This window comes from Streptomyces sp. NBC_00086 (assembly GCF_026343255.1).
In the GTDB taxonomy this organism is placed as follows: domain Bacteria; phylum Actinomycetota; class Actinomycetes; order Streptomycetales; family Streptomycetaceae; genus Streptomyces.
Genome location: NZ_JAPELZ010000001.1, coordinates 529,479 through 544,520, shown reverse-complemented (window position 1 = coordinate 544,520; position 15,042 = coordinate 529,479). Strand labels below are relative to the sequence as shown.

Annotated in this window: 16 protein-coding genes; 10 read left to right on the top strand and 6 right to left on the bottom strand. The window is 73.3% G+C overall.

Translation table 11 applies throughout. The features are described 5' to 3' along the window. Positions 1–76 precede the first annotated feature (76 nt). Positions 77–1,189 carry a hypothetical protein gene (locus tag OG276_RS02375; RefSeq protein WP_266902199.1) on the bottom strand — a complete coding sequence of 371 codons (1,113 nt, stop codon included), beginning with the start codon at positions 1,187–1,189 and terminating at the stop codon, positions 77–79. A gap of 291 nt (positions 1,190–1,480) precedes the next feature. Here OG276_RS02375 and OG276_RS02370 point away from each other — a divergent pair, with 291 nt between their 5' ends. The 3 genes from OG276_RS02370 to OG276_RS02360 are packed head-to-tail and all read left to right on the top strand — an operon-like array spanning position 1,481 to position 4,790. Beyond that, entirely contained in the window at positions 1,481–2,479 is a 999-nt protein-coding gene (locus tag OG276_RS02370) for an NADPH:quinone oxidoreductase family protein (protein ID WP_266902197.1), read from the top strand. Next, entirely contained in the window at positions 2,476–3,669 is a 1,194-nt protein-coding gene (locus OG276_RS02365) for an acyl-CoA dehydrogenase family protein (RefSeq protein WP_266902195.1), read from the top strand. Before OG276_RS02370 ends, OG276_RS02365 begins: the two co-directional genes overlap by 4 nt. Then, positions 3,666–4,790 (top strand): acyl-CoA dehydrogenase family protein, encoded by a 1,125-nt coding sequence (locus OG276_RS02360; RefSeq protein ID WP_266902193.1) that lies wholly within the window; start codon positions 3,666–3,668, stop codon positions 4,788–4,790. The genes OG276_RS02365 and OG276_RS02360 overlap by 4 nt, the downstream gene beginning before the upstream one ends. 12 nt (positions 4,791–4,802) lie before the next feature. On the opposite strand, the gene OG276_RS02355 is transcribed toward OG276_RS02360, so the two are convergent. After that, on the bottom strand, positions 4,803–5,645 hold the full coding sequence (locus tag OG276_RS02355; protein WP_266902191.1) for an alpha/beta fold hydrolase: 843 nt from the start codon (positions 5,643–5,645) through the stop codon (positions 4,803–4,805). 87 nt (positions 5,646–5,732) lie between these two features. Here OG276_RS02355 and OG276_RS02350 point away from each other — a divergent pair, with 87 nt between their 5' ends. The 5 genes from OG276_RS02350 (at position 5,733) to OG276_RS02330 (ending at position 9,150) form a co-directional block, all read left to right on the top strand. Beyond that, positions 5,733–6,335 carry a sigma-70 family RNA polymerase sigma factor gene (locus tag OG276_RS02350; protein WP_266902189.1) on the top strand — a complete coding sequence of 201 codons (603 nt, stop codon included), beginning with the start codon at positions 5,733–5,735 and terminating at the stop codon, positions 6,333–6,335. A 326-nt stretch (positions 6,336–6,661) separates the two neighbouring features. Continuing rightward, positions 6,662–7,273, top strand: coding sequence for a trimeric intracellular cation channel family protein (locus OG276_RS02345; RefSeq protein ID WP_266902187.1), 612 nt, complete (start codon positions 6,662–6,664; stop codon positions 7,271–7,273). A 17-nt stretch (positions 7,274–7,290) separates the two neighbouring features. Beyond that, positions 7,291–7,824, top strand: coding sequence for a GNAT family N-acetyltransferase (locus tag OG276_RS02340; RefSeq protein ID WP_266902185.1), 534 nt, complete (start codon positions 7,291–7,293; stop codon positions 7,822–7,824). 72 nt (positions 7,825–7,896) lie between these two features. Next, positions 7,897–8,280 (top strand): tyrosinase family oxidase copper chaperone, encoded by a 384-nt coding sequence (locus OG276_RS02335; protein ID WP_266902183.1) that lies wholly within the window; start codon positions 7,897–7,899, stop codon positions 8,278–8,280. A gap of 6 nt (positions 8,281–8,286) precedes the next feature. Beyond that, positions 8,287–9,150 (top strand): tyrosinase family protein, encoded by an 864-nt coding sequence (locus OG276_RS02330; RefSeq protein ID WP_266902181.1) that lies wholly within the window; start codon positions 8,287–8,289, stop codon positions 9,148–9,150. Positions 9,151–9,231: 81 nt separating this feature from the next. On the opposite strand, the gene OG276_RS02325 is transcribed toward OG276_RS02330, so the two are convergent. Together OG276_RS02325 and OG276_RS02320 are read right to left on the bottom strand one after the other, a co-directional pair. Then, positions 9,232–9,510, bottom strand: a complete 279-nt coding sequence (locus OG276_RS02325) for a chaplin (RefSeq protein WP_266902180.1) — start codon at positions 9,508–9,510, stop codon at positions 9,232–9,234. A 122-nt stretch (positions 9,511–9,632) separates the two neighbouring features. Continuing rightward, positions 9,633–10,031 (bottom strand): hypothetical protein, encoded by a 399-nt coding sequence (locus tag OG276_RS02320; RefSeq protein ID WP_266902178.1) that lies wholly within the window; start codon positions 10,029–10,031, stop codon positions 9,633–9,635. A gap of 165 nt (positions 10,032–10,196) precedes the next feature. Here OG276_RS02320 and OG276_RS02315 point away from each other — a divergent pair, with 165 nt between their 5' ends. Then, positions 10,197–11,726 carry a carboxylesterase/lipase family protein gene (locus OG276_RS02315; protein ID WP_266902176.1) on the top strand — a complete coding sequence of 510 codons (1,530 nt, stop codon included), beginning with the start codon at positions 10,197–10,199 and terminating at the stop codon, positions 11,724–11,726. Here OG276_RS02315 and OG276_RS02310 read toward each other — a convergent pair. Then, positions 11,704–12,903 carry an esterase family protein gene (locus OG276_RS02310; protein ID WP_266902174.1) on the bottom strand — a complete coding sequence of 400 codons (1,200 nt, stop codon included), beginning with the start codon at positions 12,901–12,903 and terminating at the stop codon, positions 11,704–11,706. The genes OG276_RS02315 and OG276_RS02310 overlap by 23 nt on opposite strands. Before the next feature lie 267 nt (positions 12,904–13,170). On the opposite strand from OG276_RS02310, the gene OG276_RS02305 reads away from it, so the two are divergent. Then, positions 13,171–14,199: a hypothetical protein gene (locus tag OG276_RS02305; protein ID WP_266912475.1), complete on the top strand. Its 1,029-nt coding sequence runs from the start codon at positions 13,171–13,173 to the stop codon at positions 14,197–14,199. 90 nt (positions 14,200–14,289) lie between these two features. Here the strand turns inward: OG276_RS02305 and OG276_RS02300 are convergent, their stop codons facing one another. Continuing rightward, positions 14,290–14,976 carry a GNAT family N-acetyltransferase gene (locus OG276_RS02300; RefSeq protein ID WP_243332231.1) on the bottom strand — a complete coding sequence of 229 codons (687 nt, stop codon included), beginning with the start codon at positions 14,974–14,976 and terminating at the stop codon, positions 14,290–14,292. Between the last annotated feature and the right edge of the window lie 66 nt (positions 14,977–15,042).

The window sequence follows — 15,042 nt, the reverse complement described above, 5'->3', positions numbered from 1 at the left end:
GCGGCTGGGCCCTATGGCTGGGCCCTATGGCCGGGTCTTACGGCGGGGCCCTGCGCCTGGGTCCCGTCGCCGGACCCTACGGCTGCGGCAGGTACGCCTGCTTGCTCGCGCAGGTCCAGATGACCGGCCTGAGCTTGCCGTTCGCGTTCACGGCCGATCCGCCGACCCGGTCGCCGTCGGAGACGGCCTCCGCCGTGCTGGCGCCGTTCGCCGACAGCCGGGGAAGCGCGAGGACAGGACCGGAGCCGGGCCACAGCTGCGCCTGGTCGGGCAGGGTCTGCGATTCCGGGTGGAACTTGGCCGTGCCGACGCTCACGCCGGTCGTCGGGCTGATCGCCTCGAAGGTGCCGTACGGGTGCGTGTTCAGCACCCCGGGGGAGGAGGCGGGGCCGGTGTGCGGCGGGGTCCAGACGAACGGCTTGTACTCGTACCACGGGCCGAGCCAGTTGTAGCCGACGACCCGGCCGCTCTCGTCCATGTCCTGTACGTAGCTGTCCTCGAACCCGCCGCCGCCGCTCGGCGCCAGGGCGCGGGCGGGCGAGCCGTCCGCGGGCCAGATCAGCGGATAGTTCCACCACTTGTGCTGGCCCGTCTCGGGCACCTCGTAGTCCTGCTCCGCCAGGCCCAGGACGTCGCCCGCGGTGTTGACGGCGGTGACCGTCTTGATCCGCGTCCCGGGGCCGCTGTCGGCGGGCAGCGGGAGCTCCCGCACCTTCAGGCCGTCCTTCCAGACCGTGCCGATTCCCTGCACGGTGGTGGAGACGACGTATCCGGCGTCGTTGACGTCGGCCTCGATGCCCGGCCAGCCGCTGCCCGGCAGCGGGGTGACCGCCGCGTCCCCGGCCCGGTAGGTGAAGAGGTAACCGGTCTCGCCCGTCACCCGGCCCAGCATCAGACCGCTCCGGTTGACGGCGATCACCTCGCCCGTGCGGGTGGCATCGCCCAGCGGGACCCGGTGGAGCCTGGTGCCGGTCCAGTACACCGGCTTGTTGCCGGAGAAGCCGACGGAGAGTTTGCCCGTGCCGAGATCCAGGACCCCCTGCGTCGGTGCACCGCCCGCGACGTAGGTGTCGGGCGCCAGATGTCCCAGTACCTGTATCTTCGGCGTGCACTTCGCCTCGGCGGCCGCGGCCGGGCCCGCCGCGGTGACCAGACCCGCCAGGACGGCGGCGGCGGCGGTCGCGGACATGCTTCTTCTCATGTGGTGGTTCCCCCTGGACTTGTGCTGTTCCCCGTTAAGTCATGACACGTGCACGCCACATGCTGCCCGAAGGTGTGCGGGAAGTGGCCGGATTTACGGGAGTGGTTGCGGAGGATCCCGGTCCACCGGGCCCGCTCCGGACTCCCGCCGGGTTCCGGTTCGGAATCCCGTCGGGGCTCCCGCCGGGATTCCATCCCGTCCCACCGGTTCCCAGAGCTGCAAGCGACCGCTTAGTATGCCCGCGAGGCGTGGTTCCCCGTCGGCGGCTGGAGGCCCCGGATGCAGGCATGGCGAGTACACACCCCCGGCGAGCCCCGCGAGGCGATGCGCCTCGAAGAGGTGCCCGAACCGGTGCCCGGCGAGGGCGAGGTGAGGCTCAAGGTGCTCGCCGCCAACGTCAACTTCCCCGACGCGCTGCTCGTGCGCGGCCAGTACCAGATCCGCCCGCCGCTCCCCTTCACCCCGGGCGTAGAGATCTGCGGCGAGACCGATGACGGCCGCCGCGTCATCGCCAATCCGAGCCTGCCGCACGGCGGCTTCGCCGAGTACGTCACCGCCCCCGCGCGCGCCCTGCTCCCCGCCCCGGACACCCTCGACGACGCCGAGGCGGCCGCCCTGCACATTGGCTACCAGACGGGCTGGTTCGGCCTGCACCGCAGGGCCCGGCTCCAGGCCGGCGAGACCCTCCTCGTGCACGCCGCCGCGGGCGGCGTCGGCAGCGCGGCCGTGCAGCTCGGCAAGGCCGCCGGAGCCACCGTCATCGGGGTCGTCGGCGGCAAGGCCAAGGTGCGCGCCGCCGAAGAGCTCGGCTGCGATCTCGTCATCGACCGCACCAGCGAGGAACTGGTGGCCCGCGTCAAGGAGTTCACCGGCGGACGCGGGGCCGACGTGGTCTACGACCCGGTCGGCGGCGAGGCCTACACCGCCTCGGCCAAGTGCGTGGCCTTCGAAGGCCGGATCATCGTGGTCGGCTTCGCGAGCGGCACCATCCCCGCGCCCGCGCTGAACCACGCCCTCGTCAAGAACTACGCCATCCTCGGCCTCCATTGGGGCCTGTACGCCGCCAAGGACCCGGCCGCGATCGCCGCCTGCCACGCCGAGCTCACCCGGCTCGCCGCCGAGGGCTCCATCAAACCGCTGGTCAGCGAGCGGGTGCCGCTCGCCGGCGCCGCGGACGCCGTGCAGCGCCTCGCCGACGGGACCACCACCGGCCGGCTGGTCGTCGTACCGGCCCTGGACACCGTGCTGCTCGGCTCACCCGCAGGAGGTTCCCGATGACGGCCGCCGTGCTCACCGCCGACCAAGTGCGCGCCCGCGTGAGGGAACTGCTCGCCGCGCACCCGCCCGCCACCACCGCGCGCGGGCCGTTCCTGTGGGCCCGCTTCGACGCCGGACTCGCCTGGGTGCACTACCCCGAGGGCCTCGGCGGACTCGGTGCGCCCCGCTCCCTGCAGGCCGTCGTGGACGCGGAACTGGAGGCCGCCGGAGCCCCCGACAACCAACCGCGCCGGATCGGCATCGGCCTCGGCATGGCCGCGCCCACGATCCTCGCGTACGGCACCGAGGAGCAGAAGCGGCGCTTCCTGCGGCCCTTGTGGACCGGCGAGGAGGTCTGGTGCCAGCTCTTCAGCGAGCCCGGCGCCGGCTCCGACCTGGCCGCGCTCGGCACCCGTGCGGTCCGTGACGGCGAGGACTGGGTGGTGGACGGCCAGAAGGTGTGGACCTCCAGCGCCCACACCGCCCGCTGGGCCATCCTGATCGCCCGCACCGACCCGGAGCTGCCCAAGCACCAGGGCATCACCTACTTCCTGTGCGATATGACCGCCCCCGGCGTGGAAGTGCGCCCGCTGCGCCAGATCACCGGCGAGGCCGAGTTCAACGAGGTCTTCCTCACCGGCGTCCGGATCCCCGACGCCCACCGCCTCGGCGAGGTGGGCCAGGGCTGGGCGGTGGCCCGCACCACCCTGATGAACGAACGCGTCTCCATCGGCGGCATGCGGATCCCGCGCGAGGGCGGCATGATCGCCCCGGTCGCCGCGGCCTGGCGCGAGCGCCCCGAGCTGCGCACGCACGACCTGCACGGGCGGCTGCTGGAACTGTGGATCGAGGCCGAGGTCGCCCGCCTGACCGGGGAGCGGCTGCGCCAGCAGCTCGCCCAGGGCCAGCCCGGCCCCGAGGGCTCGGGCATGAAGCTGACCTTCGCCCGCCTCAACCAGGAGATCAGCGGGCTGGAGGTGGAACTCCTCGGCGAAGAAGGCCTGTTGTACGAGGACTGGACCCTTCGCCGCCCCGAGATCGTCGATTTCACCGGCCGCGACGCCGGTTACCGCTACCTCCGCGCCAAGGGCAACAGCATCGAGGGCGGCACCAGCGAAATCCTCCTCAACATCGTCGCCGAACGCGTACTCGGCCTGCCCGCCGAGCCGCGCGACGACAAGGACCTCGCGTGGAAGGACCTGGCCCGATGAGCTCTCCCGCCGCAGCCCCGCTGGACCTGCTGTACTCCGAGGCCGAGGAGGAACTCCGTACGGCGGTACGGTCCCTGCTCGCCGCCCGCTGCGCTCCCGCGGCCGTCCTCGACCGGATCGAGGGCGGCAGCCCCCACGACCCCGGCCTGTGGCGGGTGCTCGCCGCCGACATCGGCACGGCGGGGCTCCTCGTACCGGAGAAGCTGGGCGGACAGGGGGCCGGCCACCGGGAGGCGGCCGTGGTCCTGGAGGAGCTCGGCCGGGCCGCGGCGCCGGTCCCGTACCTCACGAGCGCGGTCCTTTCGACGGAGATCCTGCTCGGCTGTGAGAGCGCGGAATCCGCGGACCTCCTACGGGAGCTCGCGGCGGGCAGCCGCATCTGCGTGCCCGCGCTGCCCCTGACCCTCGCCCCCGGCGCACCCCTGCCGGCGCCGGTCCGCGACTCCGGCACGGGGTCGCTGAGCGGGAGCGTGACCTCGGTCGCCGACGCCGTCTGCGCCGACGTGCTGCTGGTCCTCGCCGACACCGGGCTGTACGCCGTCCCGGCCGACGCGGCGGGGGTCACCCGGACCCCGCTCGTGGCGCTGGACCTGACCCGCCCCCTGGCCGGCGTCACCCTCGACGCAGCCGCCGGAACCCGGCTCGCCGACCCGGCCACCGCCCGCGCGGCCATCGCCGGAGCACTGCTCTCCGGGGCCGGGCTGCTCGCCTCGGAACAGCTCGGGATCGCCGAGTGGTGCCTGACGGAGACGGTGGCGTACCTGCGCACCCGCCACCAGTTCAACCGCCCCGTCGGCTCCTTCCAGGCCGTCAAGCACCGCCTCGCCCGGCTGTGGCTCGACGTGGCCTCCGCCCGCGCGGCGGCGCGCGCCGCGGCCGACGCCCTCGCCGCCGGCGCCGCCGACGCGCCGCTCACGGTGGCGGTGGCCCAGGCCTACTGCTCGGGCGTGGCGGTCCGGGCCGCCGAGGAGTGCGTGCAGCTCCACGGAGGCATCGGCATGACCTGGGAGCACCCCGCGCACCTCTACCTCAAGCGGGCCAAGGCCGACTCCCTGGCCCTGGGCACGACCGGGCACCACCGCGGCCTGGTCGCGGACTTCGCGGAGCTCCCGGCGCCGTAAGCGGCGAGCGGGTCATTGCCCCAGGAACTCCTCGACGGTCGCTGCGAACCGCTCGGCATCGTCGACCCAGGGGTAATGGCCCGCTCCGGGCTGTACCGAGAGAGTGGCGTCGGGGAAGAGTCCCGCGAGCTCGGCCGTCGACCGAGGGGGGCTGTTCAGGTCGAACTCCCCGGTGAGCAGCAGGACGGGTGCCTCGAAGGCGGCGAGCGCCGCCCGGGTGGTCTGCGGCGTGAAGGCACCCTCGGCGCCGAAGTGGGCGACGGCATCGCGGTTGACCGGCAGGCCGGCCGCGTGGTGCTCCCGTGCCGCGCTGTCCCACCGGCCGCAGAAGAAGGGGGCGAGGGCGTCCCAGTCGCCGCCCGTGCCCGCGGAAACGGCCTCCAGGGCGGCGAAGGCCGCCGGGAACCAGGGCTCGTCCTTGCGGAGCCGTGCGAGTGCGAGCCGGGTTTCGCCGGTGACCTCGATCCCGACGGCCCGGGTGCCGGGGCCGACCAGGGCGAGCTTGCCGATGGTGCGGGGGTACCGGGCCGCGTACCCCATCGCGATGTTCGCCCCGGCGGAGTGGCCGAGCAGGTGCGTCCGGGCGAGCCCGAGGTGCTGGCGCAGCGCCTCCACGTCCTCGACGAGCCGGTCGCAGCGGTAGGAGGCGGTGTCCTCGGGAACCGCCGACCGGCCGGTGCCGCGCAGGTCGAGGAGGATCAGCCGGCGGTGCCGGGACAGCCCTCCGAGGTCGCCGAGGTACTGGGAATCCGCGGGGCCTCCGGGGATGCAGACGACCGGTTCGCCGTGGCCGTCGGCGGCGCCGATCGTGCGGTAGGCGAGCCGGCTTCCGTCGGGTGCGCAAAAGGTGGGCATGGACGCAGCCTGCCAGTCATAACCAAGTTATACAACCCGGTTATGGAGGCCTGCCGCCGTCCTTCGCTTCCGGTGTATAACCGAGCTATGACAGGTGAAGAGGGTGTGCGCCGGATCCCGGAGTCGCTGACGGAGGAGCAGGCCGGGCGGATGCTCGCGGAGATGAACGAGGTCATCCGCGCGGGCGAGGAGATGCGCAAGCTGCGCACCGAGATGATCAAGGTGTTCACGGGTTTCGGCTGGACACAGGACAAGATCGCCCAGCTCACCGCCATGAGCCAGCCCGCCGTGTCGAAGCAGGTGGCGAAGTACAAGGCGGAAGACCCGCTGCCGCCGATCGGACTCTCCCTCGACCAGGGCGACCCGCCATGGCTCGAAGGACGCCTGTGGGGCCTGGCCGAGGAGATCGCAGAGGCGTACCCGGACACCGCGCGCTGTGCCCGCCACGTCGACGCCATCGCCCGGGGGAAGAAGCGCTTCACCCCCCGGGACGTGGACGAGCTGCGGCGCCTGGTCGAGGAGGACCTCAGGCTGCACCGCGAGGAGCTGCCCGCCTCCCACCGCGCGGCGTACGACGCGATCGCCCGAGGCCTCGACGTCCCCTCGGGCGCCACGACGGACACCCCGGCCTCCGTGCGCCGCACCCTCGCACACCGGATCCAGCGCGACCGGCTCGGCGACGACGCCTGACGGTCCGGCTCACGGGCGGGTGCACGGGCTGGGTCACGGTCCGGTTCGCGGGCGGCCCGGGGCTGGGAGCGCGGGCGAGTCCGGGGGCCGGGCGGCATGCGCGCCGCCGTCTTGGCGGCGCTGCCGTCCTGGCGGCGTCGCCGTCCCGGCCGCGCCGCAGTCCTGGCCGAACGGCCGATGCGGGCGCCCGGGCGGATCCGGCAACCTCTACGGGTCCCCCCGAACCTCTCCGGGCCGGCCGGGCCCCTCGCAGGGTGCTGTCCCAGCCCGGTCGCACAGACCTGCTCACCTCCCCCGGCCCCGCCCAGCCCCTCGAAGGAGGCGCCATGCTGCACGCCCTCTACCTCCTCGGCATCGCCGCCTTCGCCGCCTCCGGCGTCCTCGCCGCGCACCGCGCCAACATGGACCCCTTCGGCGGGCTCGTCCTCGCCTTCGCGGCCAGCATCTCCGGCGGGACCCTGCGCGACCTCATCCTCGACCGGCACCCGCTCTACTGGACGCACGACTGGCTGCTGCTCGTCCTCATCGGGTCCGTCGCCGTCGCCACCATGCTCTACCTGCGCCGCCGGGAGCTCCCGCAGCGCGCGCTCATGGTCGTCGATGCCGTCGGCCTCGCCGTCGTCACCGTGATCGGCGCCCGCGCCGCGATCGACGCGCACGTCACCCCCGTCGCCGTGCTCATCCTGGCCGTCCTGACGGGCGTCACCGGCGAGGTGGTCCGCGACGTGCTCTGCGGGGAGTTCCCGCCCTTGCTCCTGCGCGAAGAGGTGTACGCGACCGCCGCCCTCGCCGGGGCGCTGTCCTACCTCGGCCTGCACCGGGCCGGCGTCCCGGACACCGCCAACATCGCCGTCTCGGCCGGCCTCGTCTTCGCCCTGCGCATGACCGCGATCTTCCGCGACCTGCACCTGCCCCGGCTGCAGCGCACCGCCGCCTGATCCCTATCCTCGGGCGGATGAACCCCTCCCTCACCCGGATCGACGACGCCGCCGCCCTGACCGCACACCGCGAGGAGCTCGCCGACCTGCTCCTCGCCGTGGTGCGCGGCGGCTCCTCCATCGGCTTCCTCGCCGACCTCGACCACCGGGCGGCCGCCGCCTGGTGGGACTCCCTGCTCCCCGCTGTCGCAGAGGGCTCGCTCGCCCTGTGGGTGTCCCGGGGACCGGACGGCCGGGTCGACGGCACCGTCAGCTGGAGCCGGGAGACGAAGCCCAACGGCCGTCACCGCGCCGAGATCCGCAAGCTGATGGTCCACCCCGGGGCACGCGGCCGCGGCACCGGCCGCGCGCTCCTCGCCGAGGCCGAAGCCGCCGCGGCCCGCGCGGGGGTGGTGCTGCTGATCCTCGACACCGAGAGCGGCAGTGCGGCCGAGCGGGTGTACCGCGCCGCGGGCTGGACCGAAGCCGGCTCCATCCCCGACTACGCCACCGACCCGGCCGGCCGCCTGGTGGCGACCACCCTCTACTACAAACACACCGAACAGGAGTAGGTGCTCCCGGTGACCTCGCCCGCCGCGCCGCGTTAGACCCGTAGCCACCGGCCACCGAGCGAGGGAGACCGTATGTACGCAGCACCCGCCGCACCACTCACCCGCCGCGCGGTCCTCCGTACGGCCTTCACCGCGGCCGTGTTCGCCGGCACGGCCGCGGCGCTGGCCCCCGTACTGCGCGCCCGCCGTCCCCGCCAGACCCTCACCCCGGCCCCGCTGCCGGGACGCGAGGAGACGTACCGGGGCCGGCACATCGCCGTCGACGCGGCCGGGACCTCCGTCCGCATCGACGGGCGGGCCCTGCACGTCATGCGCCGCTCCGACGGCACGTACCTGAGCGGGATCAACCACTTCCAGTCCTACGCGACCCCGCTGGAGCTGGCCCGTGCGGCCGTCGACGAACTGGGCACCACCCAGCTGGCGTTCGCCGCCGCGCACCACGGGGGACAGGAGTAGCAGGGCGTGTACACCAGGCAGAACCAGAAGAACCTGACCAGCGCGCAGAAGAAGCGCTTCACGGCGGCCGTGATCGAGCTCAAGCGCAACGGCACCTACGACGCGTTCGTCCGTACCCACGACAAGTACTTCGTCCCCGACCGCGAGCGCAAACTGCGCGTCGGGCACATGTCGCCGTCCTTCTTCCCCTGGCACCGGCGCTACCTGCTGGAGTTCGAACGTCAGCTCCAGAGCGTCGACGCGGGCGTCACCATCCCGTACTGGGACTGGACCACCGACACCAGCCCGGCCTCTTCCCTCTGGGCGGAGGACTTCCTCGGCGGGACCGGCCGCGAGAGCGACCGCCAGGTGATGACCGGCCCGTTCGCCTACGGGACGGGCAACTGGACGGTCACCGTCGGCATCACGGAGGCCGCCTTCCTCACCCGCAACCTGGGCCGGCCGGCGAATCCGATCAGCCTGCCGACCCCGGCCGAGCTCCAGTGGGCGCTCGACGACCCGCTGTACGACAGCTCGCCCTGGGACTCGACGGCCGGGCGCGGCGGCTTCCGCAACAAGCTGGAGGGCTGGGCCGCCCCGAAGAGCGAGAAGTGGCGCAACCACAACAAGGTGCACCAGTGGATCGGCGGCCACATGACCGGCGGCACGGCCCCCAACGACCCGGCCTTCTGGCTGCACCACGCCTTCGTGGACCTGCTCTGGGACCGCTGGCAGCAGCGGCACCCGGCTTCCGGCTACCTGCCGGCGGCCCCGCTCGCGCTCGGCGACCTCCAGCGCGGCCGGGTGGTCTCCCTCGACGAGCCGATGCCGCCGTGGGACGTCACCCCGCGCGAGATGCTCGGCCACCAGGGGCTCTACCGCTACGAGTGAGCCCCGGCGGGGCGGTCGCAGATGACGACACGAGGAAGGGCCCCCGCCGTCCGGCGGGGGCCCTTCGGGTCACCAGGCGATTCAGCCGCCGTAGTTGCCCTCGGTGTGGTGGTCGCCGCCCGAGGCGTTGATGCAGGTGTTGCCGAACGCCGGGTTCAGCAGGCCGATCACGTTGACGGTGTTGCCGCAGACGTTGACCGGGACGTGCACCGGAACCTGGAGCAGGTTGCCCGACAGGACACCGGGGGAGCCGACCGCCGCACCGTGCGCTCCGGCATCGGCAGCAGCCAGACCCGCACCGGCGGCAAGGGCGCTACCGGCGGCAGCGGTGATGACGAACGCCTTCGCGATACGCGACATCAAGATCTCCTAGAGAGGAATGGGGGTGCCGCAGGAAACAGAAGTTGCGGCGTTTGACATGGCATACAACGCGGAGAGCGCCCAGGGGTCACGGCCGCTGGGCCGCTGGTGATCTCGAATTGCTACGAGCCGGCCGAGAAGCGGGCGGAGGAGAAGTAGCGGGGCACCTGCCTGACCGCGCCCGGCGCCAGCACCTCCACCGGGGTGCCCACACAGCCGGGCTCCCGGTACAGGGCCACCGAGCTCCCGGTCTTGTTCGTCACCGCCCGCCCGCCGCCGCCCAGTGCCTCCACGCAGCCCTTGGGGGAGTCGATGCCGTGCGGGCGGTCGTCCGTGCCCAGGTACTGGAAGGCGGGCCCGACGGCCGTCGGGGTCCCGAGGGCGGCGGTGGGGCCGTCGGCCGCGTGGGCACTGCCGCCGGCCGCCGCCGCGCCGGTGGCCGTGGCCGCCAGCAGCAGGACGGGGACCGATCCGGCCCGGACGAGGCTCCGAATGGTGTGGGGGAGAGACAGGGATCGCATGCCCCGCCCAACCCGGCGCGCCCCCGGCGGGGTCACGCCTTGTCACCCCGCGCATGCCTGTGCGACCGTGCGACCGGCGTTGTGCGGAACACCGGACCCGGCGGCCCCGGAGCCCCCACCCCCGGGGATCCCCTGCCCCGGGATCCCCGACACCAGGAGGACGTGATGGCCGCAGCGGCGAGCGAGACCCCGGACCGGGCCCGTCCCCGTCCCCGTGTCCGGACCGCCCACGGCGAGGTCGAGGGCAGGACCGGGCCGGGCGGCATCGCCGTCTTCCGGGGTGTTCCCTACGCCGCCCCGCCCGTCGGAGCCCTCCGGTTCGCCGCGCCCGAGCCCCCCGAGGCCTGGGACGGCGTACGCGACGCGGGGGCGTACGGCCCCACCGCGCCCAAGGTGCCCTACCCCGAGGCGTTCGCCGCGCTGCTGCCGGACCCCGACCTCCCGGGCGACGACTGCCTCAACCTCAACGTGTGGACCCCGGACCCGGCTCCCTCGGCCCGGCTGCCGGTCATGGTGTGGATCCACGGCGGCGCCCTCACCCGCGGCTCCTCGGCCGTGCCCGTCTACGAGGGCTCCGCCTTCGCCCGCGACGGGGTGGTGCTCGTCTCCGTCAACTACCGCCTGGGCGTCCTCGGCTACGGTCTCTTCCCCGACGCCCCCGCCAACCGCGGGCTGCTCGACCAGATCGCCGCCCTGGCCTGGGTGCGGGACAACATCGCGGCCTTCGGCGGTGACCCCTCCCGGGTCACCGTCTTCGGCGAGTCCGCCGGAGCCATCAGCATCGGCGCCCTGCTCGCCGCCCCCCGCGCCGCGGGGCTCTTCAGCCAGGCGGTCCTGCAGAGCGGCGCCCCCGAGGTGCTGCCGCGGGACAAGGTGCGCACCATGGTCCGGCGGATGGCCGCGCTGCTCAAGGTGCCCGCCACCGCCGAGGCCTTCGCCCGGGCCGCCCTGCCCGACCTGCTGGCCGCCCAGGCGGCGGTACTGCGCCGGTCCTCGCCGCTGCTCGGCGGCCCCGCCTTCGGGCTGGTCGCGGACCCCGGGACGCTGCCGCTCGATCCGCTCGAAGCGGCGGCCGCGCGGGGCGACGTACCGCTGCTGCTGGGCTGGACCGCCGAGGAGTACCGGCTCTGGCTGGCTCCGACCGGTGCGATGCGGCTGCTGGACCGGCTGGGGCCGCTGTCCGTGGCCCTGGGGCGGGTCCGCTCCGGCAAGGACCGGGCCGCCGTACGGGCGCTGCGCGCGGAGCGGCCCGGCGCGGGACCGGCCGACCTCCTCGGCCACCTGCTCACCGACCGGCTGCTGCGCGATCCGCTGCGCGTGCTGGCGGGCGCGGCCGGGCGGAGCGCGCCGAGCTTCGTGTACGAGTTCGCGTGGCCGTCCGGGGTCGAAGGGCTCGGGTCCTGCCACGCCCTGGAACTGGGCTTCGTCTTCGACACCCTGGAGGTGCCCGAGGCGTCCTGGCTGGCCGGGCCGGACGCCCCGCGGGAACTGGCCGGGGAGATGCACGGGTCCTGGGTGCGCTTCGCCGTCGACGGGGACCCGGGCTGGGCGCCCTGGAACGGCGACGGCCCGCCGAAGGTGTTCGGCGGGCCGGTGCACGGGGATCCGGGGCGCGAAGAGCCGGCGCGCGAGGAGCCGGCGCGCGAGGAGTCGGTGCGGGTCGGAGCGGCGACTACTCGACGGGTCCTGCCATGACCTTGCTGATGAACTGGATCGGTCCCTCGCCCATGTTGGGCACGTAGGTCTTGGCGTTGTGCTTGCCGCCCTGAATGATCTTCAGGTTGGTGTGGATCGGCCCCTTGCCGTATGCGGCGATGAACTTCTGCACGTTCGGCAGGGTGTTCTTGTTGCTCTCGTCGGTGCCGACCTGGAAGGCCAGGTAGACGTCCGGGCCGCCCTTCTTGGCGATCAGCGCCTTGGCGAGCAGCTCGGGGTTGTTCTCCGCCTTCTCCTTGTCGTGGCCCGTCCAGAGCGGGGAGTCGGGGACGATGTCCGGGCCGGAGCAGATCGCGGCCTTGAACTTGTCCGGGTGCTTCAGCACGGCCTTCAGGCTGGCGAAGCCGCCGGTGGAGGAGCCCATGTAGGCCCAGCCGTCACGGGACTTGACCGTGCGGAAGTTCGCCCGCATCAGGTCCGGGACGTCGTCGGTCAGCCAGGTGCCCATCTTGGCCTGACCCGGGATGTCGGAGCCGTCCCAGTAGATGCCCTTGTCGTCCGGGCCCGGGTTGAGCACCGGCATGGCCAGGATGAAGGGCTTGCTCTTCCCCTCCGCGTACCACTTGCTGATGCTGGTCTGGAGGCCGAGGTCGGTGCCCATCCAGTAGTTGTTCGGGTAACCGGCGCCGCCGGGCAGCGCGATCATGACCGGGAAGCCGCTCTTGGCGAACTTCGGGTCGTTGTACTCCTTGGGCGCCCACACCCAGACCTTGCCCTTGAAGCCGGACTTCTTGCCGTCCAGCGTGGTGACGGCGACGTGCGTGCCGTCGGACAGGGTCATCGAGTTCTTGAAGTCGGCCGCCGGGCCGGTGGGCATCGACATCTTCGAGTTCGGCGGCGGCGTGGCGACGGCCGCTCCACCGGTGTCGCCCCCGGCGGAGCCGGAGGGCGGCAGCTGCCCGAAGGAGACGGTGTCGCCCTTGTCGGTGAAGGGCGGTATCTCGTAGTGGCTCATCACGAGCGAGGCGACGGCGGCGAGCGCGAGGACCGAGGCGCCCGCGATCACCCACCGCCGGACCCGGGACGGCCGGCGCGGCTCCTCCGGGGGCGGCGGGAGCGGCTGTCCGTACTGCTGGTCGTACGGCCCGTAGGGCTGCTGCTGGTAGGGCCCTTCCGAGCGGTACGGCTGCTGCTGTCCGTCGGGTGCGTGCGACATGTGCGGTTGCTCTCCGGCTGGTGCTGCCCCGTTGGGGCGGGGTTGGGACTGCTTTCGATCGAAAGATGAGCGTACGTGCCCACGGGTTCCCGATTTTTACGTCTCTTGGGGTTCCGTAGGGGAGCGCGTTGCCCGGCGCGAAAAGGGTGCGCCCGGTTCCGGTCTCTTCGCGGACCGTCCCTGGTCTCTCCACATGCCGATCGGTACGGTACCCCCGCGCCGCCCCCAGCTCCCTGCACCCGCCCGGAGGTAACGTCCGTGTTCGGTATGCCCCTCCACCGCCGGATCCTGATCTTCGTCTCCGGCGTCGTCCTGCTCGCCGCCATCGGTGCGCTCGCCGTCGTACGGGCCTCCTCGCACGCCGGGGAGAAGAACCGGGTCCAGGCCGGAGGCCCGCCGATCACCCCCGGCCCGGTGTCACTCGCCCCGGGCGACGGCGGCCGGCGGATCGTGTTCCGGAACATGGCCTGGGGACCGCACCGCGACGAGCTCGCCACCGCGGCGGCCGGCGCACCCGAAGGTCCGCGCACCGCCTCCGGGGTCAGCTGCCTGCGCTTCCACGCGGCCGCCGGCACCGGGGTCTGCCTCCAGTCGGACAAGGGCGGGGTGCAGGAGGGCTACAAGGCGGTGGTCCTCGATGCCCGGCTGAAGGAGGTCGGCTCCCGCCCGCTGGCCGGCATCCCGACCCGGGCCCGGGTCTCGCCCGGGGGCCACCTCGTCGCCTGGACGGTCTTCGTCGGCGGGGACTCGTACGCCGGTACGAACTTCTCGACCCGGACCTCCCTGCTGGACCTGCGCAGCGGGACGTACGATGCCTCGCTGGAGGACTTCACCATCCACAAGGACGGCAAGCAGTACCGCAACGCGGACGTCAACTTCTGGGGGGTCACCTTCGCCGCCGACGAGCGGACCTTCTACGCGACGCTCGCCACCGGCGGCCGGACCCACCTGGTCCGCGGCGACCTCGCGGCGCGCACGGTGACCACGCTGCGCGAGAACCTGGAATGCCCGTCCCTGTCGCCCGACGGGACCCGGCTGGTGTTCAAGAAGCGGGTGCCGGGCCTGTCGCCGGAAGCACCCTGGCGCCTCCACGTCCTGGACCTCGCCACCATGACCGAGACCCCGCTCGCGGAGGAGCGCAGCGTCGACGACCAGGTGGTGTGGACCGATGACAGGACCGTCGTCTACTCACTGCCCGGGGACTTCGGCGCCGACCTGTACTCCCTGCCCGCCGACGGCTCCGGCGCCCCGGCGCGCCTGATGACCTCGGCCCTCGCCCCCGCCTTCCTCGGCTGACACCGGGAGGGCGGGGACGGGGACGAAGGGGCGCGGGCGGGGGAGTGGGCGCAGCCGGGGGCCGGGCGTGCGGATTCCGGCGAAGGACCGTTACGCCGGGATGAGCGTCTTGCGGCGCCGCTTGCGCTGCGCCGCGGCCGACAGCCGCAGCTCGATGACCGACCGCACGGTCGGCCACTCCTCGTCGAGGATCGAGTAGAAGGCCGTACTGCGCACGGCGCCGTCCAGGCCCCGCGAATGGGCCCGGCGGACCCCCTCGCTGGTGAACCCGAGCCGCTCCATCGCGGCACGCGAGCGTCCGTTGCGGGCGTCCGCGCGCAGCGAGATCCGCCGGACCCCCCAGGTCTCGAAGGCATGGCGGAGCATGAGCAGCTTCGCCTCGGTGTTGATGCCGGTGCCCTGGGCCGCCGGAGACAGCCAGGTATTGCCGATCTCGGCGGCATCGGGGATCGCCGTCGCCGGATCGCCGAACGGGACGCCCGGCACGGCGGGCCACACCAGGGGCCCCTGCCAGTAGTCGAGTTCCAGGAACCGGGTCGAACCGACCACCCGATCGTCGGTGGCTCTGACCACCGCGAACGGGAGCGATCGACCCGCCGCCTGATCGGCGAGGGCACGGTCGATGTACTCGTGTGACGCCTGCAGCCCGTGGGGTACGGGAGTGAAGGCGTAAGTCGTACGATCCTCGGCCCCGGCCAGGGCCAAGGCCTCGGTGTGGTGGGGGGCGAGGGGCTCAAGCCGCACGGAGCGGCCGGCGAGGAGTACGGGTACGGGCACGGAGCCTTCGGTCCTTCTAGGCGGTGGGGTGGTTGCACAGTCTGCGTCCCTGACGTCGCCCCCCGT

Coding starts and splice junctions, on each gene's coding strand:
- OG276_RS02350 (WP_266902189.1), top strand. CDS start 5,733: ATGACAGGTGAAGAGGGTGTGCGCCGGATCCCGGAGTCGCTGACGGAG.
- OG276_RS02355 (WP_266902191.1), bottom strand. CDS start 5,645: ATGCCCACCTTTTGCGCACCCGACGGAAGCCGGCTCGCCTACCGCACG.
- OG276_RS02375 (WP_266902199.1), bottom strand. CDS start 1,189: ATGTCCGCGACCGCCGCCGCCGCCGTCCTGGCGGGTCTGGTCACCGCG.
- OG276_RS02315 (WP_266902176.1), top strand. CDS start 10,197: ATGGCCGCAGCGGCGAGCGAGACCCCGGACCGGGCCCGTCCCCGTCCC.
- OG276_RS02325 (WP_266902180.1), bottom strand. CDS start 9,510: ATGTCGCGTATCGCGAAGGCGTTCGTCATCACCGCTGCCGCCGGTAGC.
- OG276_RS02370 (WP_266902197.1), top strand. CDS start 1,481: ATGCAGGCATGGCGAGTACACACCCCCGGCGAGCCCCGCGAGGCGATG.
- OG276_RS02340 (WP_266902185.1), top strand. CDS start 7,291: ATGAACCCCTCCCTCACCCGGATCGACGACGCCGCCGCCCTGACCGCA.
- OG276_RS02365 (WP_266902195.1), top strand. CDS start 2,476: ATGACGGCCGCCGTGCTCACCGCCGACCAAGTGCGCGCCCGCGTGAGG.
- OG276_RS02335 (WP_266902183.1), top strand. CDS start 7,897: ATGTACGCAGCACCCGCCGCACCACTCACCCGCCGCGCGGTCCTCCGT.
- OG276_RS02345 (WP_266902187.1), top strand. CDS start 6,662: ATGCTGCACGCCCTCTACCTCCTCGGCATCGCCGCCTTCGCCGCCTCC.
- OG276_RS02305 (WP_266912475.1), top strand. CDS start 13,171: ATGCCCCTCCACCGCCGGATCCTGATCTTCGTCTCCGGCGTCGTCCTG.
- OG276_RS02310 (WP_266902174.1), bottom strand. CDS start 12,903: ATGTCGCACGCACCCGACGGACAGCAGCAGCCGTACCGCTCGGAAGGG.
- OG276_RS02320 (WP_266902178.1), bottom strand. CDS start 10,031: ATGCGATCCCTGTCTCTCCCCCACACCATTCGGAGCCTCGTCCGGGCC.
- OG276_RS02360 (WP_266902193.1), top strand. CDS start 3,666: ATGAGCTCTCCCGCCGCAGCCCCGCTGGACCTGCTGTACTCCGAGGCC.